Below are 23117 nucleotides of genomic sequence, written 5' to 3'. Positions count from 1 at the left end.
GTGGGAAAGGATGTGAGAATGTGGAAGATAGAGCAAGTTTAGCAGTAAGCTATGCTAAAAGGGAGTTTAAGATAGTTATGCTTCATGGAATTAATGAAGCTGGCAATTGTACTTGCAGTAAAGGTGCTGATTGCAAAAGTAGTGGTAAGCATCCAATCTATAGCAATTGGATGAAAAAAGCGACTACATCTGAAGAAGAAATTATAGCAGAGTTTAAGAAGCATCCCAATGCTAATATAGGCTTTGCTACTGGAGATAATTATTTTGTACTTGATGTTGATATAGAACATGGCGGCTATGAAAGCTTAAAGGAGTATGGGGAACTTAGGAAAACTTTAAGTGTTAGGACTGGTAGTGGTGGAAGTCATCACTACTACCTAATTCCAAAAGGAGTAACCATTCCTAATAAGGTTGGAATACTTAAAGGTGTAGATATTAGAGCAAATGGTGGACTTGTTGTAGCTCCTGGGAGCATTCATAAAAGTGGTAATTATTATGAGTGGATAGATGATATTGAAATGGCTACACCAGATGAATGGCTTGTGGATTTAATTCTAAACAAAAGAACTAGCTTTAAGGAAATACCAGATATTATTGAAGAAGGCTCAAGAAATGCAGTGATGGCAAGCATGGCAGGAGCATTGAGGAGAAAAGGTTTAAGCTATGAGGGGATACGGGCGGCACTTTTAGCTGAAAATGAAGATAGGTGCAATCCACCACTTGAGGCTAAAGAGATTGAAACTATTGCTAAAAGCATTTGCAGGTATAAGCCTGAAGACCCTATAACTGGTGATGAATGGGAAGAATTTAAGAGTGAGGATTTGCTTGAGGCTATTTCTAGTTTAAAAGATTATTCGAAGATTTATGATAAAGAAATGCTTCATAAGCTTTCAAGGGTGAAAGAAAGTGATCCTGCTACCTTTGCATTAATTAAGTCCAAGCTAAAGGGAAAAGTTAACTTTAGGGATTTAGAAAAGAGTATAAAGCATATTAAACGCATTGAAAAAGAAACTTACAATAAAAGGCCATTAGAGCTTAAGGGTTTAGATACTAAAGGCTATAATGTTCCTTTTGGGTGGAATGTTGATTTTAAAGAAGGCATAGTTAAATGTGAGCAGAGTGCAGAAGGAAATATAAAGACAGTGCCAGTAAGTTTTACTCCAGTTGTTATAAATAGAAGATTTCATAATTTAGATATGGAAACTGAAAAGGTAGAGTTAGCTTTCTTTAGAGATGGTTATTGGAGAAATGTACTTGCGCCAAGGTCAGTTATATTTAATAGAAACAGCATACTTAGGCTTGCTGATAGTAGCTTTCCAGTATCCTCTAATAATGCATCAGATTTAATTTCTTATTTATCTGATTTTGAAAGAGAAAACGACAGAGCAATACCTCTTGTAAAATCAGTGGCTAGGCTTGGGTGGTTGAAGGATAATGAGTTTTTTCCCTATAGTACAAGGGGAAGTTTAGAGTTTGAGGATGATAGCAAAGAGGCATCAACGATAATGTCAGGACTTAAAACTAATGGAGATTATAGCAGATGGATAGAGGTTGCAAGATTAGCAAGGGAAAATCCTGCTGCAAGGTTTATTATGGCATCAAGTTTTGCATCTATATTACTTGAACCGCTTCATAAAAGAGTGTTCTTTATTCATCTGTGGCATAACAGTAGAAGTGGTAAAACAGCTACTATAAAGCTTTCTATGTCTGCCTTTGGAAATCCACATAAGCTTATTGGTTCATTTAACAGCACCATAGTAGGACTTGAGAGAATGGCAACAGCACTAAGAAATTTGCCCTTTGCTATAGATGAACTTCAAGTTTTAAATACCAAAAGAATGACTACTGATAGCATCATTTATATGTTATCCCAAGGACAAGGAAGAACCAGAGGTAATAAAGATGGAGGAATTCAAGAAACACGTACTTGGAGAAACATTATAATAACTACAGGAGAAGAAGCTATGCTTGGCAGCAATATGCAAGATGGGGCAAGCACTAGAACTTTTGAAATATATGCAAAGCCTGTGGAGGATATAGCACTTGCAAGCCTTATGCATGAGGTGTCTGAAGCACATTATGGCTTTGCTGGTAGTGAATTTGTGACCAAGTTATGTAAAGATATACACGATAACAAAGACTTCTTAAAAGCTCTATATGAGGAGTTAAGGACAAGACTAAAAGAGAAATATCAAGAGTGCATTTATATTGATGAGGTAGCTACAGTGTGCCTTGGGGATTATTTATCTTCTATGTATGTATTTAGAGAAGATGAAGCAGCTGCTAAAGAAAATGCTATAAGAACAGCTTCAGCTATGATAGAAAATAATAAGCAGCTAACACAAAATGATAATATCGAAAGGGCATGGGAGATGTTCACTGGATGGCTTATTGCTAATAGCCAAAGATTTCAATTTGATAATCCAAGCCCTAGATATGGAAGAGTAGATGCAGATGAAAATTATTTAGTTATTCCTTCCTTTGCACATAAGGCTTTAGAGGAGGCAGGCTTTTCACCAAAGAAGGTGTTTAGAGGATTTGCTGAAAGAGGGTATATTGAAAATCAAGTGGATTCAGATGGGATAAGGCGATTTCAGGTATCAAGAAGTATCTGTGGAAAAACTTGCAGAGTATATGTTGTTAAATTACCAAAGGGTGATAATAGAGAAGAAATAGGTGCTTATGATGTAGATATGGATTTTTTAAAGTGAAGCCATTACCAGTAAAGTAGTAAAATTTTAATATAACAGTGGTAATGGCATGAAAAATCATTGAGATTATTAATAGTAGTTTAAAGTGTTCAGTGAAAAAAGCATCAAAAATATAATTTTACTGGTAATGTTGGTAATGGTACTGGTAATGGCAAAAGTAAACTTTAAAATAGCTGTAAGTACTGATATCACTATGTTTTATTAAAATAATATATATAACCATTACCAGTAATACCACTAAACCATAAATATATACTACGTATAGAACACTTGATTATAAGAGTAAAAAACAATAATTATTTTATTACTATATATATTGAAGGTATGTGGGGTAAAACACTGGTAATACTGGTAATGGCAAAATGAAAAGGAAAAGGAGAGATTTATATGTGTAAAAATTACTATGACCAAACAGAATCTTATAAGGAACTTGTGAAAGAGCACAAGGAGGTTTTAATTAAATGGGTAAAAGGAAAGTTGTTGTTTCTCACACTACTGTGCCGGAATTTTTCCATGATATCATTCCGTTAGAATTTCCAATTGTTACAGAGAAGTTGGAAGCGCTAGCGGAATTTTATTAAAAAAAAATGCTGCCTAAACGGCAGCATAGATATTATTCAAACTCGTTCTTTATAACTCTCTTTACTAAAATATCATCAATAAGTTTTTTCTCATGAATATATCCTTCCAACAAGCATTTCTCACAAAGATTGTTTATTTTTCTAGGTATCCCTGCAGTATATTGAAATATCTCATTGATAGCTTCATCAGTAAACAATGGTGTTCCTAAACCTGCAACTTTAAGATGAGTTAGTATGTAGTCCTCTGTACCAGGCCTGTCTAGTCCATCAAGGTGATAATTTACCATAACTCTTTGAGCAATAGCTTCCAGGGTTCTTAACTTAAGCCTTTGTCTAAGTTCCGGCTGGCCTACTAGTATCAAACTTAGTGGAGACATTGAATCCATATCGAAATTTATAAGAAATCTTATTTCTTCAAGCATAGCATCACTTAGAAGATGTGCTTCATCCACTACAATGACTGGAATCTTATTTGCATTAAACATGGACAGGACTGCTTTATTCACCATAAGCTTTGCCTCCGGCTTAGCGTAGACAGTGTTTAAATTCAGTTGTTTCAGTATCTCATTGTAGAATATCTTTGGAGTAAGGGCTGATTGGGATATGTATATATAAGTGTAAATATTGTTATTTAGCTCTTCACGAATACACCTTAAAACTGTCGTTTTGCCGGCACCGACAGGGCCGGTTATTACCGCGAAGGTTCTTTTCTCCATGACATATTTAAGTCTGTGTTTGACTTCTACAAAGTCTTGATGCTGGTAGAGCTCTTTAGTATCTATGCTTCGCATAAAGGGAGTCTTTTTGAAACCATAGTATGATTCATACATCCTAAGCCCTCCCTTCCTTACCATAGAGTTTAGTAAAACTCATTCTATTTTTCTTGTCTACAAGGTCCTGCTCTTGTTTTTGTTTTAGCAAGTCCAAATAGCTCAGTTGACCTTCAACAATAACTGGTGGTGATGCAACTACACCGGATTTATACTCATCATAGGTTCTAAATGTTATTTGAAAAGGCTTTGCGTCAGCAAACTTATCACCTTGGTAGTATACTTCAATTTTTGTCAGGTCTGAAGGATGATATTTTACTTGAATTGTTTTTCGTGCAAGTCTTGGATCAATTTCATACTGGTTGCCACAAACACTAATAACAGCTGTCTTATTAGCTTTTCTTTCCTCTTTGTATAGAAAGATTCTATAAATCTCCTCCGGAGCAATGAATTTTCTATACCCATCTCCTTCTGCAAAAGCTTCGTTTGGAGTCTTTTCAATTTCGGAATGTATTTTCTCATGATAATTTTTATTTAACCACGCTGCAAATAGCACATTTAACTCATCTATAGTCTTAACCTTAGATACTCTCACTTCAGGTTCAAAGGATTTATCAACGTACCAGAAGAATTTTTCAATTTTTCCCTTTCCCTCGGGCGAATATGGAGCACAATGAATTACTTTACTCCCAAGCTGAGCACAAATGGCGTCCAGCCTCTTGCTTGTATATATCTTACCGTTATCCATATAGCAGCGTTCCGGCACTCCACATTTGAGAAGAGCCTTCTTAAAGCAGTCTTCAAGGCATTCGCTGCTTTCAGAAAAGTAGAATTGGGCATGTGTTATGTACCTGCTCTTGTCATCAATAAATGCAATTAGGTATGTCCGAATCATCCGATCCGGGTTATTAGGATCCGGAAGATAAACGCTGTATTTAACATCACTCTGCCAGGTTTGATTAACTCTTTCCATGGTATAGCGCCTGAATACTTTATTGTTAGTTACTATCTCTGACTCATAAACTTCAGAGTACTTTTTTATTAACCTGGAAAGGGTTGATTGCTTTATTTCACCCCCTTTTATCACACCCTCAAGCTCCATTATTTGAATGATTTGCCTTACGCTGCGCTCCGGTACTTCCTTCTTATATTGAATCGCCTTAATAAGGTTTTCTTCAGTAACAGCCTTAACTTTGTCCTTATCTGCTCTAAATCCTGGCATCAATCCTTCAAAGCCACCCTCACGATACATTTGACAATACTTTCTTAGTGTTCTTTCATCAATCCGGGTACGAGTTGAGTAGGGAATTTTATGCTCTGATGATATTATTTTCCTGCGATGAGCAGTTTTTTCTTCTTTACTCAAATTGTCGTTAACAAGATCAAAGATTAAGCCGTACCGGAACAGTGCAATTTCCATTTTCTTGTTATCATCCATAACTTTGTCCTCCTTTTTCTTGTAAAAACCTTTGATTTTAGTTTAGGCCATAGCCTTTTACAGGAAAAGTTACGAATTTATGTGGATTTTGTTCAAAGATACAACCCGGTACATTCTATGTTGCTTATTGTATTAATTATATTAAACCAGCTTTCGGGACAATCAGAAACAGCTTTACAGGTAATTAATTCTATGTACCACTTGCTTAGCCTGTAAATTGACTCAAAGTTATCATTTCTTTTTATCTCTCTAACGTAAGTGGATATGGTATCTTCATTTCCGAAGTGTTTCTGTACTATTGCAAGTATCTTAGATATTAAAATGCTGCACTTCCTAGCTGTAGTCTCTATCCAGTACTTGAGATTCATTAAGGACACTTCTTTCTTCTTAAATCCTGCTCGCAAAGCTCGTCTTAGTCCTACCTTCTCGTTCCTGTGCGCCAGCACAGCTGCTTCTCTGCAAGGTAATGCATATTGATGTTTCCCCGGTAAGAACCATGGTTTTATTGAGTGGGACTGTTCGCACTTTTTACACATTCCTCTGAGTATTAGAAGCTTTCTTTCACAGTCATCATCAACATAATTTACTTCATAAGAACCCCAATAACATAATATACATCCACACTTAGGACACTTTAGCCTCAGATACTCTAATCCATACTTATATTGGTGAATTGAAAAGTTAACTTCCACTTTGTAGAATTAACTTCCACCGTAAAATCGATACTAGATAAGATTTTTGGTTATAAGAGTAATTTTTTGCTTATTTTAGACAAAAATGAGGTATAATTTAAGTAGCTCAAGCAGATTTCAGCTGATTTTGGGTATAGCAAACAAAGGGTGAATATTTTCCGTTTTTTTTGCAAAGGTAAATTCCACCCATTGAAAAAGTTTTAACTTAAGCGCCAGCGGTAATCCCTGCTTGAGTAGGTTAATATTTTAATAAACTCGGATTCATGATAATCTCATTTGGTTTGATGAGTTCTGAATCCAACTTTGCGAGCGTTTTAGCGCCGTAAAGGAAGCTGAATACCGAGTATGGAGACTGGTCATTCAGCTTTTTTCTTGAATAAGAATTAATGTGACTCATCATCAATGAGATATCCTTCTGTTGAAATGAGTTGAAGCTCTGGCCTTTAGGAACAATTCTCCGGATCAATTCATGGTTGTTTTCTGCAGCACCTTTCTGATATGGCGCTGAAGGGTCGCAGTAGAAGATGCGTGTTATGCGGTTTCCCTGCCTATCAAACTCGATAGCCTTTGGATTTGTAAACTCACTGCCGTTGTCAGTTAGAATGACAGGAAATAGTTTTAGAAAAGTGTCAGGCCCCAGTTCCAAATAAAGATTTTCGAAAATATCTATGACGGAACGTGAAGTGTTTGCATCCCTAATAAAAGCAAGCATAAACTGAGAATCAACGAAATGGATAGTGAGCAACACCTTACCACCTTTAGTACCTTCAACAGAATCCATTTCAACTACTGGAGTATCAGGATTTTCCTTCATGAATTCAAGAAAATCCTGATATGTGCGTCCAATTCTGTAGGACTTATCCACTTTAAAATGATTTTTAAGCTTTTTTCTTGGACGATAAACAACTTTTCTTGGAAGGTCAATATTTTTTGTGGAGAAAAGATTGTAATCAATATAGTTGTAGATTGATTTTTCACTATGCATGATAAGGTCTCTGTTATTAACGCAGATATGGTGTATAGATTGACCTCTTTGAATGAGTGGGGTTATGATTTTATCAAGACGTTTAATCTCGTCCTCAGAAATAGTTATGCCGCTTCGTGACTCAGAACGACGAAGTACATATTCATCATGGGCATAGGAAGCATTATAGATTGCTTTCTCCAGAGTACATTTTGTAAGGCTAGCACATCCATTGCACACATAAGGTGGCTTAGAGAGTAAGTGACAAGTATATGCTTTGTAATCAGAACAGAATTTTGAACAATCTGAACAAAAGCGACAGCGTCGAATTCTACAATGTGATTTCTCACATAGATATGTATGGTTGCAAGTTAAACGATGAATACAGTTGTTAAAAGGTCTACCGTAAGAACCTGTTCGCTTGTACATGATATGATTTTTAACCTCTTTGGAAATGGTTGTACAATCTCGATCAAGCTCTCGGGCTATTGCTTTGAAAGAAAGGGAGGCTTTAAGCATTATTTCAATAGAGACTCTTTCCTCTAACGTAAAGTGTTTGAATTTAGCCATAATGAAAAACTCCTTCCTTACCAAGCAAGGATTACTGTAATGACGCATATATCAATATAATAATATTTTGTATTACTAAATTCCACTCTCTATACTCTTTCATATTTGTAGAATTAAAATCCACTCTTACCACCTAGAGAGGTGGAATTTACTTTTGCAATTAAAGCCATACTTATATTTATGGATATTTTCAGAATAGCTGTTGACATCCTTGAATAAATATAATATTATCATCTTGCTTAGGTGGAGCACTCTCATTCATATTTATGTCAGCTAGGACATATTGAGGGTGCTCTTACTTTTTTATCCTACACTATTTCCAGTTCCGGCGGAAGGGCATTGTGAGAAAAAAATAGTACCTTTCGGTACTTTATCATTGCTAAAAACACTATGGATGGACAAGTAATGTAGAAACAAAGATTGTTGATGCAGGCAAAGGCCCAATAACCTTTATGGATGGTGATGGAACCCGTCATATATTTGGAGAAGAGGTTGGCGGAGGATATAAGGCACATGGAGGAATATATTTAAATCTTGTAAAAAATGGTGATGGAACTTATACCATTACACAAGCAGATGGTACGAAAATAAATTTTAATACAAGCGGAAAATTAAGTTCCGTAATAGATACAAACAATAATAAGACGGAGTTATTCTATACAAATGGAAAGTTGACATTAATTAAAGATGCATCCTTAAGAGAGGTAATTATTAACTATGGAGCTAATGGATATGTTTCCAGTATTAATATTCCAAGTTCTCGTACAATAAGTTATGAATATGATGCCAACGGGAATCTTATAAAGATAATTGACCCTGAATTAAAAGAGATATCTATGGGGTATGATGCAAATCATAATTTAATTTCGATAATAGACCAAAGAAATATTGCAACAACAATAACTTATGAAGCTGGCAGTGTAAAGAACATCAGTCATCCTATAACAATAAATGGATTGCAAACCACGAGCACAACAAGTTATTCCTATGATTTTAATAATAGCGTAACAACTCTAATAGATGGTGAAGGCAAAAGAATAGACTATTTATACAATCCTAATAAAAATATTGTTCAGATAACAGAAAATCCATTAGATGCTCAAAATAAGGCAGTAACAACATTTTTCTATGATAATAACAATAATTTAACACAAATAATTGAACCAAATATTAATAAAGTAAATGGTACAAATGCATATGTTATAACCTATGATGCTAACGGCAATGTAACTGGTGTTCAGCTTCCAGAAGGACAAAATTCAACAACAGTTTATGATCAAAGAAACAATCCTGTAGTTCAAACAGATTTTAATGGATATCAAAGCATAAATGCCTACGATAATAATAACAATCAACTTGAAGCTACAGATGCAAATATTCAGACAAGAGCATCAAGATATTTTTCAAATGGTAATATTGATTATGATACAAGGATGATTTCATCTTCTGATAATCTAATATCAAACGGAAATTTTGAAAATGGAACTACTTGGCCGGATAAATGGACATCATCTATAGAAAATGGTAAAACAGCACTAATCACATGGCCAAGTACAGCGAAATATGGTAATAAAGGCTTAAGTATTTCAAATCCTACAGGCTGGGTGACAGTTTCTTCCGATAAATTACCCTATGAAACAGGACAAAAATATGTAATAAGCGGTTATATTAAAACTGTAAATACAACAAATTCTGCCTACATTAAGGTAGATTTTTATGATGCCAATAATGTTTGGAAAGGCCACACTTACGGATACTATCTAAAAGGAACTCATGACTGGACAAGGGTTTTTGCAGCTATAGATAGTGCACCGGCAGGAACTACTCAAATTGCAGCTTCTGTAGGGATGAATGCAGGAGCAGGCACTGCGTACTTTGATGGTATTCAGTTAGAAAAGGGAACAATAGTAAGTGCTTATAGTCTTGTAGAAAATGCAGGATTTGAGAAATATGATGGTCAAAATATGCCTTTTAATTGGCAGACAAGTGGTAATTTAACGGTAAATGATAAAGTTTATCTAAAATCTAACCAGACAGATGATGACGTATATGTAGGAAATGCTTCATTCAAGATGACAGGAGAAACAGGTAAAAATAAATATATCAAGCAGCGTATAAACCTTTCAGGTGATCAGAATACAAAGTTTACCCTATCAGGATGGTCAAAGCAGGAAGGTGCAAATCCAAGCGGTGGAGACTATGCACTTCAAGTGATTGCAAACTATACTGATGGTAGTCAAGGAGTTTTTGCAAATGACTTTAGCAAAACAACAGAAGGCTGGCAGCATGTAGCTGCAGAGATAAAACCTGCAAAAGCATTTAACTCAATTGATGTATATTATTATTACTACAATCAGGCAGGAACAGCTTATTTTGATGCAATGCGTCTTGAAACAGGTAATTCAATTACAGGATATCAATATGATACAAATCAAAACTATATAACAAAAGTTACAAACCCCATTGGAAATATAGTTCAATACCAATACGATGCTGTTGGAAATAAAACAGGCATTACAGATGGCAAAGGAAAAACGACATTCTTTACCTATGATAAGAGAAATCTTTTAACCAAGGTAAAAGATGCAAAATTAAATGAAACCATATATGGTTATGATAATGCCGGAAATCGTACAACTGTTACCGATGCAAGAAATAAGGTTACAACTTATAATTACAATGAATTTAACAAGGTTTCAAAAATTATAAATCCATTGAATCAAATTATAGAATTTGGATACGATAAAAATGGAAATACAACAAAAATAATATCCCCTAAGGGAGATACAGTATCCTATAGCTATAATGCTCTTAACCGATTAAGTGAAATATATTATAATGGAGTTAAGAAATGGGATTATGGATACGATGCTAATGGAAATATAAATTCTGTTACAGAAACAGCTACAGGTAAAAATATTTCCTATACTTTTGATAAAAATAACAGAGTTATAAAGCAGCAGGAAGGTGACTCAAATAGTATTGATTATGGATATGACAATAACAGCAACTTAACATCCCTGCAAATAGCATCAGGTGCAGCATCTGCATCCTATGGATATTCATACAATTCATTAAATCAAATTGTGAATTTAACAAGAAATGGAGGAAGTATTGAGAAATTTATTTATGATGAGCAGGGGAATGTAATATTAATAAAGCGTTCAAATGGAACATATACTTCCTTTGAATATGACGATGCAAACTGCCTAAAGGCACTGAAAAATTACAACTCATCTGGAGAGCTTCTTGACAAATATGAATACACCTATGATGCCAACGGCAATAGGACAAGTGTTGCAACAAAGAATGGGACAATAAATTATCAATATGATGAACTCAACCAACTGATACAGGAAACCCTTCTTGATGGAACAACAATTTCCTATGAATATGATGCAGTAGGAAATAGAACAAAGAAGACAGTAACAAATGGAAGCTCAACAATAACAAATTATGCCTATAACGATGGTAATGAACTTGTGTCAGTAAATGGTCAGGCATACACCTATGATGCTAATGGGAACCTCACAAGCAATGGCAATAAGACATTTATCTACGATGTATAAAACAGGCTAATAGAGGTAAAGAATTCCTCAAATCAAACCATCGCTTCATACACCTATGACCATGAGGGAAGAAGAAACAGCATGACCACAGCCAGTGGAACAATTTATTTCCACTACAGCGGGGACAAAGTGGTCTATGAAACAGATGAAAACAACAATATTATTGCCGAATACACATATGATGCACAAGGCAATCCAGCAACAATTATAAAGAATGGGGTAACTTATTATTACCATGTAAACGGTCATGGAGATGTGATTGCTTTAACTGATGGAAGTGGTAATGTTGTTGCAGAGTATAATTATGATGCTTATGGAAATATTGTATCTCAATCAGGCTCAATGGCATCAGCTAACCCATTAAGATATGCAGGATACAGATATGATGAAGCAACAGGACTTTACTACTTGATGGCAAGATACTATGATGCAAATGTTGGAAGGTTTATAACAAGGGATACTTTCCAAGGGTTTGAAGATGAGCCAAGAAGTTTAAATCAGTATGCTTACACAAATAACAATCCTGTAATGTTTGCAGATCCAAGTGGCCATGCTCCATCTTTAAGAATTTTTGTAGATTTGCATAACGCAGTTTTAGAAATGACAAGGTCATTGCTTAAACTTAAGGGAAAAATAACTGTTACTCAAATAGCCACATACAGTAGCAGGTCTTCTGTAATCCCTAATGGTTTTATGGATATTTATTCTCCAAGTACTCGTGAAGTTTGGGAAGTAAAAAGAGATAATAAAAGAGGTATTTCAGCAGGTATTAATCAGTTAAATAAATACACTTCAAGTTTTGTAAAAAAATATAATTTTGATAAACCAATACTGGGTACTCAAGCTTTTAGTGGATATATATATTTATCTGAGGGTATATATGATATTACAGCACATTGTAGTGGGGCATTAGTATTATATGATTATAGAGTTAATACAACAAGAGCTGCTTTAGCAGGTGTCGTTGTGGTTGGAGGAGTGCTAATTTTTGCAGCAACTGGATTACCAGTATCAGGTTGGGCTGCTGCATTTGCATAGGAGGAGAATATGTCAAAAGATTATTTAATTAAATGTTATAAAGAGCATTTTAAAGAAATGCTAATGCCATTAAATTTTATTATAAAAGGAAAATATTTTTATCGTGTTATTGGAAGTGAAATTATTCAAGTTGTAGGAATTGAAAAACATCGTTTAAGAAGAGCATTCACAATTAATATTAACTTTAAGCCATTTTGTATGGGGTTTGATGTTCGGGATTTGGTAATAAATGGAGAAAGATTAGGTATGTTTCTTTATAGTGATGACTTATGGTGGGATTTTGATGAAAATAATATCAGTTTAATTAATTACAAAATTGAACATGTTGCAAATGAATTTAAAAAAATTTTATATCTATTTGAGAAAATTGTTGATACAAAAAGTTATTATGAAATAGTATCTGAAATTGAAAAAAAAGTTTATGGTGATGTTTTATTTGGATATGATATGTTATATCTTTATTTAAAACTTAAGATGTATGATGAAGCATTATTAGTTATTGGGAAAATTGAAAATGATATGAATAATTGGTTTAATCAACAGATATACTCAAAAAAAACTATAAATAAGCATCAAGAAACAAAGTTAATTCAGAAAGCAGAAGAGCTTTTCAATTTTTTAGAATATAGAAATATCAGGGAAGCTATTTTGCAAGGTGATTTTAGTTTCATTGATGATATTATAAAAAGAAATGAGCATATTTCAAAACAAAGTTGCCAAAATTATTTAAAGATAACATTATAGCCATAAATATAATTTTCAGAAAGAGTGTAGTTAAAAGGATAACTATACTCTTTCTTGTACAAAAGAGATACTGCCTACTACGTAGTTGTTATTTCAAAGCAGTAGTGTGGCATCAGCTGACCCATTAAGATATGCAGGATACAGATATGATGAAGCAACAGAACTTTACTACTTGATGGCAAGATATTACGATGCAAATGTTGGAAGGTTTATAACAAGGGATACTTTCCATGGGTTTGAAGATGAGCCAAGAAGTTTAAATCAGTATGCTTACACAAATAACAATCCTGTAATGTTTGTAGATCCAAGTGGGCATTGGTTAGAGAGTGTAAAAAATGGTGCTAAATACATCATCAAAATGATTGGGATGGATTGGAGACAGCATACTATACTCAATACTATAATTACATTTGGTGCTGGATTTATAGGTGGAATTGAAGCTTATAAAATATCTTCGATTGCTGCTAAATCCAAGATATTTGTTCCGCAGATGTCTAAAACTATTAGTGTTATTGTTAATAGTGTAATGGGAACCTTTAAAGGATTACTAAAAGGATTTATAACAGGTTTGGGTGCAGGACGATTGGCAGATGCTTTTAGTATTGCTAGTAAGTATTATGATTTTGATGGTGCATTTGATAAAACTACAATAGGTATGATTATAGATAATAAGATTTTACAAATAGAAAACTATGTTCTGAACTTAATTGATAGTATGTAAAAATATAATTATTTGAAATTTTACTTGAGTATTAACCAAATCTAGAGAAATATATATCTCTCTAGATTTGGTTAATTATACTGAGTTAGGGAGTTGAATATATATGAATCAATATAAGTTTTTTTGGGTATTTTTTATTACTATTTCGATAGTAGTTATTAGTATGAATATATATAAAAAATATTTTAAGAAGTTAGAGAGTTATAAAGATTATTTATATCGAGCTGTAAAATATGAAATGTTGTTCCAAGGAGAAAAAGCAATTAGCATATTAAAAAAGGCTCTTTTTGAACTCAAAGATATTTCAAATTATGAAAGATATGCTATTTTAATAGAATTGGGTAACTTATATTATAAAAGAAAGTTTTATTCTGAAGCTAATATTTATTATAAAGAAGCACTAAAAATTATACTAGATGAAGAGTTTTATTATGATAAATCCCTAATAAATATTTTAAACTCATTTATATTTGCAGATGAAAAACAAAATGCTATGAGTTTATATGAAAATCTTATAAAAAGACAAAGCTATGATATTAAATTTAGTAAAATAAAGAAATTTTCAAAATTAATATATAGATAAATAGTTATATCTTTTTAATGGGGACAAAGTGGTCTATGAAACAGATGAAAACAACAATATTATTGCCGAATACACATATGATGCACAAGGCAATCCAGCAACAATTATAAAGAATGGGGTAACTTATTATTACCATGTAAACGGTCATGGAGATGTGATTGCTTTAACTGATGGAAGTGGTAATGTTGTTGCAGAGTATAATTATGATGCTTATGGAAATATTGTATCTCAATCAGGTTCAATGGCATCAACTAACCCATTAAGATATGCAGGATACAGATATGATGAAGCAACAGAACTTTACTACTTGATGGCAAGATATTACGATGCAAATGTTGGAAGGTTTATAACAAGGGATACTTTCCATGAGTTTGAAGTTGATATCTTGAGCTCAAATCAATACACATAAGCACAGAATAATCCTGTTATTTAAGCAGGTCCTAGTGGACATGTTGTGGTAAATGTTGTAGGTGCAGGATTAGGTGGCTTACTTGGCAAAGCTGTTGAAAGCTGTTGCAGACTATTATAAACTAACAGGATGGAAAAGAAATGCAACTATAGCTGGATTTGTGGTAGGAGGAGCTGCACTAGGGTAGTTTGCAGGTTAGATTATAAAGAACCTTGCAGGCATGTTGATGACTTATGTATTGGCCAATCCTTATTATCAGCTAGCACAAAAGATTGCAAACAATTATGGAGGAACGTTAGAGAATGCAGCTGGTGATGGATGGGTTATACGAATACAAAAAATAACTCTAAGAATAATGAATACAGGCGGTGGGAGAACCAATTATTGGAGACTTTCAATAGGAAATAAAGGTACTGTTGATAAGTTGGGAAATTTTACTAACGACAGAGCTTTGACCCACATCGATATAACTAAAAATAGTTTCAATGAAATATGTAGGATAATTGATAAATTTGCAAGGTAAAGAGGGTAAAGTATGAATATAAATAAGCTATTAGAATCATTGTGGGGTACAATAATAGAAGAGTTTGATATAAATATGAAAGAGCATTATATTAAACTTGTTATAAAAAGCTGTGAAAATAACATAGAAACATCTTTTATAGTTATTTTTAAAGATGTTACAGCTTATAGCTGGGTCAATAGTTCCTTTGAACAGGGAAAAGACAGGAGTGATATTGAACAATGGACTTTTATGGATTTAACGTCTATAACATATAATCCAAATGCTAAACTAAATGTTGAAGGAAGCCTTTTGAATAAAAAGATTTTTGCCAAACCTAATTTTTTACTTGAAATTTGGAATACAATGCTATTAATAGAAGCCAATAAATTGATTATTAATGATAATGTTTATGATTTGAATAAAGATAATTAGTGTAATACTTATTAATATTTATACTTCTAGCATGGAGTTAAATTTTATAATCTCTTATATATTAGGGGGTACATCTTTTCGCAAAATCAATATTAATGCGTATTAGTATCATCTTTCTATCACAGCACACGTTGAGATAGTGGTTAGGATAGAGAGGAAATAGGCTGCTATCAAAGGTTTCGAAGGTTTTTAAGTAAATATTGAAGTGTGTTTTATGTTCCCTCAAACTATTAGTCTGAGGGAATTTTTGCTTAGGGGGGCTGCCAAATACGCAGAGCTAAGGATATTTGCATTAAGGTATAGGTTTTGCTTAATTGTTTATGCCATTAATATGTTATTTGAAATTTTATTACTATTGGGAAGAGATTCCATAGTTAATGAATTTTAAATAATAATAAAGTTACTTATAATATAAACAAGAGTTTTATAGGTAGGTGATTTTTATGGATAGGCATACAAAAGAACAAAGACGAAAGAATATGCAAGCTATAAAACGAAAAGATACAAAAATTGAACTCATGTTAAGAAAGTCATTATGGAAAAATGGCTTGAGGTATCGTGTAGATTGTAAAGACATATTTGGTTCTCCAGATATTGCTATAAAGAAATATAAGATTGCTGTGTTCTGTGATAGTGAATTTTTTCATGGTTACAATTGGGCAAATCAAAAGGATAATATAAAATCCAATAAAGAATATTGGATTTCAAAGATTGAAAGAAATATGCAAAGGGATAAAAATGTTAACAAAATACTTAAAGATAACGGTTGGCTGGTAATAAGATTTTGGGGATTTGAAATAATAAAAGATGTTGAGGAATGCACCCAAAAGATAATAGAGTCAATACAAGCAAGGAAGAAAGTGAAAAAATCAAATGATTAGCTATGAATAGTTTTAGTATATTATAAAGCTTCTTGGAAATGAAGTATTTGTTTAGAAGGTTATTTGTTTAATTTCGTAGAAATTTGAAATATTTAGGATTATAATATAATTACATAATTTTCATATAATTCTTTTTATACTGAATATAATTTCTAAATTTGCATTAGTATATTTTGGAAAAAGTAATTAGGTGATTTAAATAAAATCTGATACAGATTAATATTTGCTAGTTTGAGGTGTATTATGAGAACTATTAACTTACCGCCATATGCTCCAACACTTATAGAATCTACGAGAGCAATAGGATACTCTCTTGATACTGCAATCGCAGACATAATAGATAATAGCATTACTGCACAAGCATCTGTAGTAAATATCGAATTCTTTCCAATAGGACAACCTTACATTTCAATTCTTGATAATGGATTAGGTATGACAGGAGATGAGTTGAATATTGCAATGCAGTATGGCAGTAAAAATCCTATAGAAGAAAGGGAACCTGATGACCTTGGACGATTTGGTTTAGGGCTTAAAACTGCATCTTTATCACAATGCAGGAGGCTGACAGTTGTCAGTCTTAAGAATGGAGAATTATCAGGAAGAATGTGGGATATTGATTATGTGTTACAGACTGGTGAATGGTCCCTTATTATCCTGGAAAATGATGAAATTGAACAGTTACCACAGTATAATGAATTAATTAAAAATGAAAAAGGAACATTAGTAGTTTGCAGCATTAAAGATTAAATATATTTCGAGTTAAAAGTATCCAAAAATGTAATAAAATATGGCATAATATAATAAGGTAAAGTGCCTAATTTACTACGTTTGCGGGGATGAAATATGGAAAAAATAACAAGAAAACAAAAGAGAGAAAAAGAGAAAAAATAAATTATTTCCGAGAGTTTATAAAAATAAAAAACCACTTTTTTAAAGATTTAAATAAGAAATTAGCAAGTGTAAAAGATAAAAGAAATCAGAGTTATGTTACTTATGCACCAGAAATAATACTGTTTACAGTAATAATGAAAAATGTTTCAGGAATAGTAAGTATGAACAAAATGACAAGAGATTTTAACAATAAAGCTGTAATAAATAATATTGCAGCTTCATTGGGATATGAATCTTTAGAAGAAATACCACATTATGATACAATTAATAATTTTCTAAAAGAGTTAGAAGCAAGTGAATTAGAAAAAATTAGAGACTATATGATAAGAGAACTTTTTAGAAAGAGATCCTTGGAAAAATATAGATTGATGGATAGATACTGGTGTATCGCTATTGATGGCTCTCAACTATTTTCTTTTAACGAAAAGCATTGTGATCACTGTTTAAAAAAAGAGTATAAAAATAAAGAAACTGGAGAAGTAGAGAAAACTGTATATTATCATACGGTTTTAGAAGCAAAGTTAGTTTTAGGAGATATGGTATTTAGTGTACTGACTGAATTTGTTGAAAATGAGACCGAGAGCGTTAGCAAGCAGGATTGTGAAATAAACGCAGCTAAAAGACTAATGAAAAAATTAAAATACAAGTTTAGAAAGCTTAATATCTGTCTTCTAGGGGATAGTCTTTATGCTTGTGAACCAATTTATCAACTATGTGATGAATATAATTGGAAATTTATTTTTAGATTTAAAGAAGGAAGAGCAAAAACACTTTGGAAGGAAATTGAGATTATAAAAGGCCTTGAAAACAATGAAGTTAATTCTAACTTTACTTTAGGAAAACAGCAATTTATTAGGAATTTAACGTATATTAATGAAGTCTCATATAAAAATAGATTTATTAATACAGTAGATTTTACTGAAACAGTTTATACTAAATCTAATGATTCAAGCAATAGTGATCCGATTACCAAAAACTTCGTTTTTGTTACGAACATAAAAACTACAAAGGAAAATGCTCTTAAAATTGTAGCGGCTGGTAGAAGCAGATGGAAAATTGAAAATGAAGGTTTTAATAATCAAAAGAATATACGATATGATATAGAACATGCTTGTTGTTTAAACTATCAAGCTATGAAAAACCACTATTTATTGATACAGATTTCAGATATATTAAGACAACTGTTAGAAAAAGGTAGCGCAGCAATAAAAGAATTAAAGGTTGGTATAAAAGAAATATCCTCAAGAATATTAGAAGCTTTTAGACGAGCCCCTCTAATATCTGAAGATATTTCACGATTAAATCAACATATAAAAATACGTGACTTATAGCACTATAAGTTTATCAAAGGTGGTGATAAAAATAAAGCCCTATGGAAGAAAAAAATAAATTTTTTTTAATTGGTTGCTAAGCAACCTGAGACGTCTTTTTTTCAATAAATCGGAATGAAAATATTTTCTTAATTTTCTGAAAAATAAAAACTGAATTTAAGAAGATTTTTCAAATATAAATTAATTTAATCTTTGGAGCTGAATATAAAAAATGTAGTTTACAAATTCAACCAAGTAGCGTATAATAACATTATAGATATGAGCATAATTAAATAAAAAATAGAACAACAAAAGTTAAATTATTACAATTTTTACTAAGCGTAGCCTAACTATCTAAAATGGAACTTAAATTGAAATGAGAGAAACAAAAAAAGGGTAGACTATCCCCTTGGTGAAATGGATGCTTAAAAATTTTGATATAACTTAGTTTAAGCTGTTCTTTTTAATCCCGATAGGGATTTGTATTTATCAACACAACCAGATTTTATAGCAGCAATTGCAATAGTTAAAAGGCAAATATGTCCCATTGTATTTAAATTAGTAACAGAGTTAATATTTCTAACATAAGCTTGCTCGGTATTTAGATTCTTCCACCTAGAATTGTATCTTTCAGACTCAGTTCTAAGGCTGTATATTTTTTTAAAAAATATAGAATCACGATTTATAGAGGATCTATAGTCAGTTCCGATGCTTATGTATTTTACACAACCTCTGTTCTTCTTACCATTAAAGAATTTTTCGTGTTTACATGGACATAAAGAATCATCTTTAGAAGTCCTAAACGGACAGCAAAACTTTTGTTTAATATATGAATCAAAATATTGTTTGCCATCTTTATGCATTGCTAATCCGGCATCGCATATTACATTGCCTGTTGATGTTAAGTTTTTAGGTTTTGACCCACGTTTATTTAATGCAATGAAGGCATGGCCTTTAAGGGTATTACGAATAAAATCATGATTTTGCTTTGAGTCATAACCTTTATCAGCAATAATATAACTACCTTTTAGTGGAAACCACTCATTGGTATCAGAAAGTATTTCTGTAAAGTTAGAAATTTCATTAACATCAGCGGTTGTAGTAAATTCAGCAATTGGGAGACCGGAGATAGCATCACAAATAACATGATTTTTATATCCCCAGTAAAATTCACATTTTTTCTTTGAATTATTGGGTTTATCTTCGAAAACTTGAACATTCATAGAGTTATTAGCAGTATGAACACCTAATTTACAATCTTTATCAGAAGAAGGATGATTATTTTTAGAAAATTTGTTATTTGCGAAGCATTTAGGATTATTAAATTTAGTATTAGCCTTAACAGGAGTGGCATCAACTGATATAAAGTTGTTGTCAATAAAACCAAGTTCTTTAAGAATATTAACTTGGTGTTTCATGACTTCTTTAAGATAAGAATTAGATAAATTTTTTATAAATCTCTGAAAAACCGAGTATGAAGGTAAAGGTTTAGAAATATTGAAACCGCAAAGCTGAGCAATTATTAGATTATTTTCTAGAAAATCTTTAAGGTCAGTAATTTGGGCAAATTTTTCACATTTCATGACAATGAAAGCTCTAAAAAGAGCATGACGTGAAAACCCAGTAGGACCATATTTTGAAGGTACCCTATCGGGTAATGAAGATAAATCAAGATTATCGAAGATTTTTGTATAAAAATTGATAAGCTTTTGAGAAGTAAAAAGTTCAATTATGTTAAAGATTTCTTGACGTTGGTACATAGAGATTTCCTCCTTATTGTTTTTATATTATGTGTGGTTATATAGTATAATTCGACAAAAAGTGAGGAAATCCTATGACATATATTTGAGTGATAAAAAAAAATTAGCCCTTACGGGCTAGTAATATCAAGGCATTAGAATTATGCTCAAGGCTATAACATTAAATGAATGAGATGATGGAGTTCACCATAACCGCTGAAATGCTAATGACTCCTGTTGATGATTTTTTTCGTCAGCAGGAGATTTTTGCATTTTAATATAAAAAGAAGGTGATTTTAATTTGGGTATTATTTGCTTTTGGGTCAGCTTTTTTTGCTGGAATCACTGCTATTTTAGCTAAGATTGGAATAAGAAATACGGATTCTAATCTTGCAACTGCAATCAGGACTATTGTTATATTAATCTTTTCATGGCTCATGGTCTTTATTGTTGGATCACAAAGTACTATTTACGCTATAAGTGGACATACTTTGGTTTTCCTTATTTTGTCAGGGGTGGCAACCGGTGTTTCCTGGCTTTGTTATTTCAAAGCGCTTCAACTTGGGAATGTAAATAAAGTGACCCCCATTGATAAATCAAGTACAGTATTAACTATGATTCTCGCTTTTATCTTTTTAGGCGAAAAGGTAACTTGGATTAAACTCATTGGTATGATTGCCATTGGTATAGGTACATACATGATGATAACCAAGAAGGAATGTCAAGCAAAGGAAGTCAAGGGTAATAGATGGCTGTTTTATGCTGCACTGTCAGCGGTATTTGCCAGTTTGACTTCAATTCTTGGAAAGGTTGGCATCACTGGCATTGAATCGAATTTAGGAACTGCTATCAGAACCGTTGTGATAATGATTATAGCCTGGTTAGTAGTTTTTGTTATGAAAAAACAGGGGGAATTAAAAAATATCGATAAAAAAAGCTGGTTGTTTATCTGCCTTTCAGGTATAACAACGGGAGCATCCTGGCTCTGCTATTACAGGGCCCTTCAGACCGGGCTTGCCAGTGTAGTTGTTCCTATAGATAAATTAAGTATTGTCGTTGCTGTTGTATTCTCATTCTTTATTTTAAAAGAAAAACTTACAATAAAGTCATTCGCAGGCTTGATAATAATTGTAACAGGTACTTTGGTACTTTTAATAAAATAGGTAATATGATTAAGGAGATGATAGGTATTATTCAATAAAATATATTAATGTGAATTTGAGAGAAGTTTAGCAGCAAACTATTTATAGATTATCTTTGCATTGAAGAATGATTTGCAGAAGCATAATATACTTTTTCTAATAAATTGATAAACAAAGGAGAAGATGAAAAATGGCGCTAAGTTTAGCTATTATTATTATTTTAGGACTATTATTCAACAGGTTATTTGAGAAAATCAAGCTTCCAGGACTTTTGGGAATGCTTATTTTGGGAGTATTGTTAGGACCCTATGTAACGAATTATATAAGCGAGGATATACTAAGGATTTCGCCGGATCTAAGAAAAATTGCCTTAATAGTAATTCTGTTAAGGGCAGGCCTTGGAATAAAAAAGGACACCCTGCACAAAATAGGTGTACCCGCTGTAAAAATGAGCTGTGTGCCTGGGCTTTTCGAAGGCTTTGCAATAATGTTTGCAGGGAGCTATATCTTAGGAATATCAAAAATTGAGGCAGGGATGCTTGGTTTTATAATTGCGGCAGTTTCACCGGCGGTGGTTGTTCCGCAGATGCTTAATTTCATACAAAACAAGAGAGGACAAAACAAAGGTATCCCTACAATAATCCTGGCAGGAGCCTCTATAGATGACGTATTTGCAATAACCTTATTTTCAACCTTCTTAGGTATGTATGGCGGCGAACATGTTAATATTACTAGAAAAGTACTGGACATACCTATTTCTATTTTACTTGGAATTGGTATAGGTGTTCTTACTGGCATAATATTGACCATGCTCTTTAAGAAATATCATATGAGGGACACGAAGAAAACTTTAATACTAATTGCAGCGGCAATTATTCTGACAGGAATAGAGGAGCTATTAAAAAATGTTGTTCCAATAGCAAGTTTACTGGGAGTAATGACCATAGGATTTATACTGCTTGAAAAACATCCAAACGCAGCTAACAGATTGGCGATGAAATATAATAAGGTATGGGTATTTGCTGAAATTTTGCTCTTTGTGCTCGTTGGTACCCAGGTAAATATTCAGGTAGCATTGGGTTCAGGCGTAATTGGAGTTCTAATAATTGTAATAGGACTAATTTTCAGGAGTATAGGTGTTTTGGTTTCGCTGGCGGGAACTAATTTAAACATGAAGGAAAGAATGTTTTGCGTAATAGCCTACCTGCCAAAGGCAACAGTACAGGCAGCCATTGGAGCTGTGCCGCTTGCTGCAGGAGTAAAGTCAGGAGAACTAATTCTCGCCATAGCTGTTCTTTCAATAATTATAACAGCACCGCTTGGGGCGATTGGAATAAAAGCAGCAGGAGAACATTGGCTACCTATGGATTAGATGCATCAGCAATTGCTATAAATGTATTTTCAAGAAGATTTTTAGCTGTGAAGGG

The 23117-nt window shown here is 32.8% G+C and carries 17 protein-coding genes, 1 pseudogene and 1 riboswitch; of the genes and pseudogenes, 13 read left to right on the top strand and 5 right to left on the bottom strand.

Translation table 11 applies throughout. From position 1 onward, the window contains the following. The first annotated feature begins 20 nt into the window (after positions 1–20). Complete coding sequence (locus FHY60_RS13155; protein WP_139905476.1) at positions 21–2711, top strand: DUF927 domain-containing protein; 2691 nt, start codon at positions 21–23, stop codon at positions 2709–2711. Between the two features lie 613 nt (positions 2712–3324). Here FHY60_RS13155 and FHY60_RS13150 read toward each other — a convergent pair. From FHY60_RS13150 to FHY60_RS13135, 4 genes are all read right to left on the bottom strand, one after another. Then, positions 3325–4122 (bottom strand): ExeA family protein, encoded by a 798-nt coding sequence (locus FHY60_RS13150; protein WP_139905475.1) that lies wholly within the window; start codon positions 4120–4122, stop codon positions 3325–3327. Position 4123: 1 nt separating this feature from the next. Beyond that, positions 4124–5500, bottom strand: a complete 1377-nt coding sequence (locus FHY60_RS13145) for a DDE-type integrase/transposase/recombinase (RefSeq protein ID WP_139905474.1) — start codon at positions 5498–5500, stop codon at positions 4124–4126. 92 nt (positions 5501–5592) lie between these two features. Continuing rightward, entirely contained in the window at positions 5593–6192 is a 600-nt protein-coding gene (locus tag FHY60_RS13140) for a hypothetical protein (RefSeq protein ID WP_139905473.1), read from the bottom strand. A 238-nt stretch (positions 6193–6430) separates the two neighbouring features. After that, entirely contained in the window at positions 6431–7726 is a 1296-nt protein-coding gene (locus tag FHY60_RS13135) for an IS30 family transposase (protein WP_139904066.1), read from the bottom strand. A gap of 452 nt (positions 7727–8178) precedes the next feature. Here FHY60_RS13135 and FHY60_RS13130 point away from each other — a divergent pair. The 10 genes and pseudogenes from FHY60_RS13130 to FHY60_RS13085 all read left to right on the top strand — a co-directional run bounded on the left by FHY60_RS13130 (position 8179) and on the right by FHY60_RS13085 (position 18830). Then, positions 8179–12333 (top strand): annotated as a pseudogene (locus tag FHY60_RS13130) (RHS repeat domain-containing protein). A gap of 9 nt (positions 12334–12342) precedes the next feature. Further along, a complete protein-coding gene (locus FHY60_RS13125) occupies positions 12343–13077 on the top strand; it encodes a DUF4304 domain-containing protein (RefSeq protein ID WP_139905472.1) in 735 nt (244 codons plus the stop codon). 106 nt (positions 13078–13183) lie between these two features. Beyond that, entirely contained in the window at positions 13184–13798 is a 615-nt protein-coding gene (locus FHY60_RS13120; protein ID WP_163216152.1) for an RHS repeat-associated core domain-containing protein, read from the top strand. 103 nt (positions 13799–13901) lie between these two features. Then, positions 13902–14381: a tetratricopeptide repeat protein gene (locus FHY60_RS13115; protein WP_139905470.1), complete on the top strand. Its 480-nt coding sequence runs from the start codon at positions 13902–13904 to the stop codon at positions 14379–14381. A gap of 28 nt (positions 14382–14409) precedes the next feature. Continuing rightward, the gene (locus FHY60_RS13110; protein WP_139905469.1) at positions 14410–14790 is read left to right on the top strand and encodes an RHS repeat protein; all 381 of its coding nucleotides are present in this window, start codon (positions 14410–14412) and stop codon (positions 14788–14790) included. Between the two features lie 226 nt (positions 14791–15016). Further along, entirely contained in the window at positions 15017–15313 is a 297-nt protein-coding gene (locus FHY60_RS13105; RefSeq protein ID WP_139905468.1) for a hypothetical protein, read from the top strand. Positions 15314–15325: 12 nt separating this feature from the next. Then, entirely contained in the window at positions 15326–15727 is a 402-nt protein-coding gene (locus FHY60_RS13100) for a YxiG family protein (RefSeq protein ID WP_139905467.1), read from the top strand. Positions 15728–16170: 443 nt separating this feature from the next. Beyond that, on the top strand, positions 16171–16608 hold the full coding sequence (locus tag FHY60_RS13095) for a very short patch repair endonuclease (RefSeq protein WP_139905466.1): 438 nt from the start codon (positions 16171–16173) through the stop codon (positions 16606–16608). 243 nt (positions 16609–16851) lie between these two features. After that, positions 16852–17355: an ATP-binding protein gene (locus tag FHY60_RS13090; RefSeq protein WP_139905465.1), complete on the top strand. Its 504-nt coding sequence runs from the start codon at positions 16852–16854 to the stop codon at positions 17353–17355. Between the two features lie 89 nt (positions 17356–17444). Then, on the top strand, positions 17445–18830 hold the full coding sequence (locus tag FHY60_RS13085) for a transposase (protein ID WP_139905464.1): 1386 nt from the start codon (positions 17445–17447) through the stop codon (positions 18828–18830). 428 nt (positions 18831–19258) lie between these two features. Here the strand turns inward: FHY60_RS13085 and FHY60_RS13080 are convergent, their stop codons facing one another. Continuing rightward, the gene (locus FHY60_RS13080) at positions 19259–20569 is read right to left on the bottom strand and encodes a transposase (RefSeq protein ID WP_139905463.1); all 1311 of its coding nucleotides are present in this window, start codon (positions 20567–20569) and stop codon (positions 19259–19261) included. A gap of 163 nt (positions 20570–20732) precedes the next feature. Continuing rightward, positions 20733–20792: riboswitch (Fluoride riboswitch) on the top strand. Between the two features lie 55 nt (positions 20793–20847). On the opposite strand from FHY60_RS13080, the gene FHY60_RS13075 reads away from it, so the two are divergent. Next, positions 20848–21711 (top strand): EamA family transporter, encoded by an 864-nt coding sequence (locus tag FHY60_RS13075; RefSeq protein WP_139906461.1) that lies wholly within the window; start codon positions 20848–20850, stop codon positions 21709–21711. 169 nt (positions 21712–21880) lie between these two features. After that, positions 21881–23062, top strand: coding sequence for a cation:proton antiporter (locus tag FHY60_RS13070; RefSeq protein ID WP_139905462.1), 1182 nt, complete (start codon positions 21881–21883; stop codon positions 23060–23062). Positions 23063–23117 lie beyond the last annotated feature (55 nt).

It is taken from the genome of Clostridium thermarum (genome assembly GCF_006351925.1).
Lineage (GTDB): Bacteria > Bacillota > Clostridia > Clostridiales > Clostridiaceae > Clostridium_AU > Clostridium_AU thermarum.
This window is presented reverse-complemented; position numbering and strand designations above follow the sequence as displayed.

Coding starts and splice junctions, on each gene's coding strand:
- FHY60_RS13090 (WP_139905465.1), top strand. CDS start 16,852: ATGAGAACTATTAACTTACCGCCATATGCTCCAACACTTATAGAATCT.
- FHY60_RS13125 (WP_139905472.1), top strand. CDS start 12,343: ATGTCAAAAGATTATTTAATTAAATGTTATAAAGAGCATTTTAAAGAA.
- FHY60_RS13150 (WP_139905475.1), bottom strand. CDS start 4,122: ATGTATGAATCATACTATGGTTTCAAAAAGACTCCCTTTATGCGAAGC.
- FHY60_RS13080 (WP_139905463.1), bottom strand. CDS start 20,569: ATGTACCAACGTCAAGAAATCTTTAACATAATTGAACTTTTTACTTCT.
- FHY60_RS13115 (WP_139905470.1), top strand. CDS start 13,902: ATGAATCAATATAAGTTTTTTTGGGTATTTTTTATTACTATTTCGATA.
- FHY60_RS13105 (WP_139905468.1), top strand. CDS start 15,017: ATGACTTATGTATTGGCCAATCCTTATTATCAGCTAGCACAAAAGATT.
- FHY60_RS13070 (WP_139905462.1), top strand. CDS start 21,881: ATGGCGCTAAGTTTAGCTATTATTATTATTTTAGGACTATTATTCAAC.
- FHY60_RS13135 (WP_139904066.1), bottom strand. CDS start 7,726: ATGGCTAAATTCAAACACTTTACGTTAGAGGAAAGAGTCTCTATTGAA.
- FHY60_RS13145 (WP_139905474.1), bottom strand. CDS start 5,500: ATGGATGATAACAAGAAAATGGAAATTGCACTGTTCCGGTACGGCTTA.
- FHY60_RS13085 (WP_139905464.1), top strand. CDS start 17,445: ATGAAATATGGAAAAAATAACAAGAAAACAAAAGAGAGAAAAAGAGAA.
- FHY60_RS13100 (WP_139905467.1), top strand. CDS start 15,326: ATGAATATAAATAAGCTATTAGAATCATTGTGGGGTACAATAATAGAA.
- FHY60_RS13095 (WP_139905466.1), top strand. CDS start 16,171: ATGGATAGGCATACAAAAGAACAAAGACGAAAGAATATGCAAGCTATA.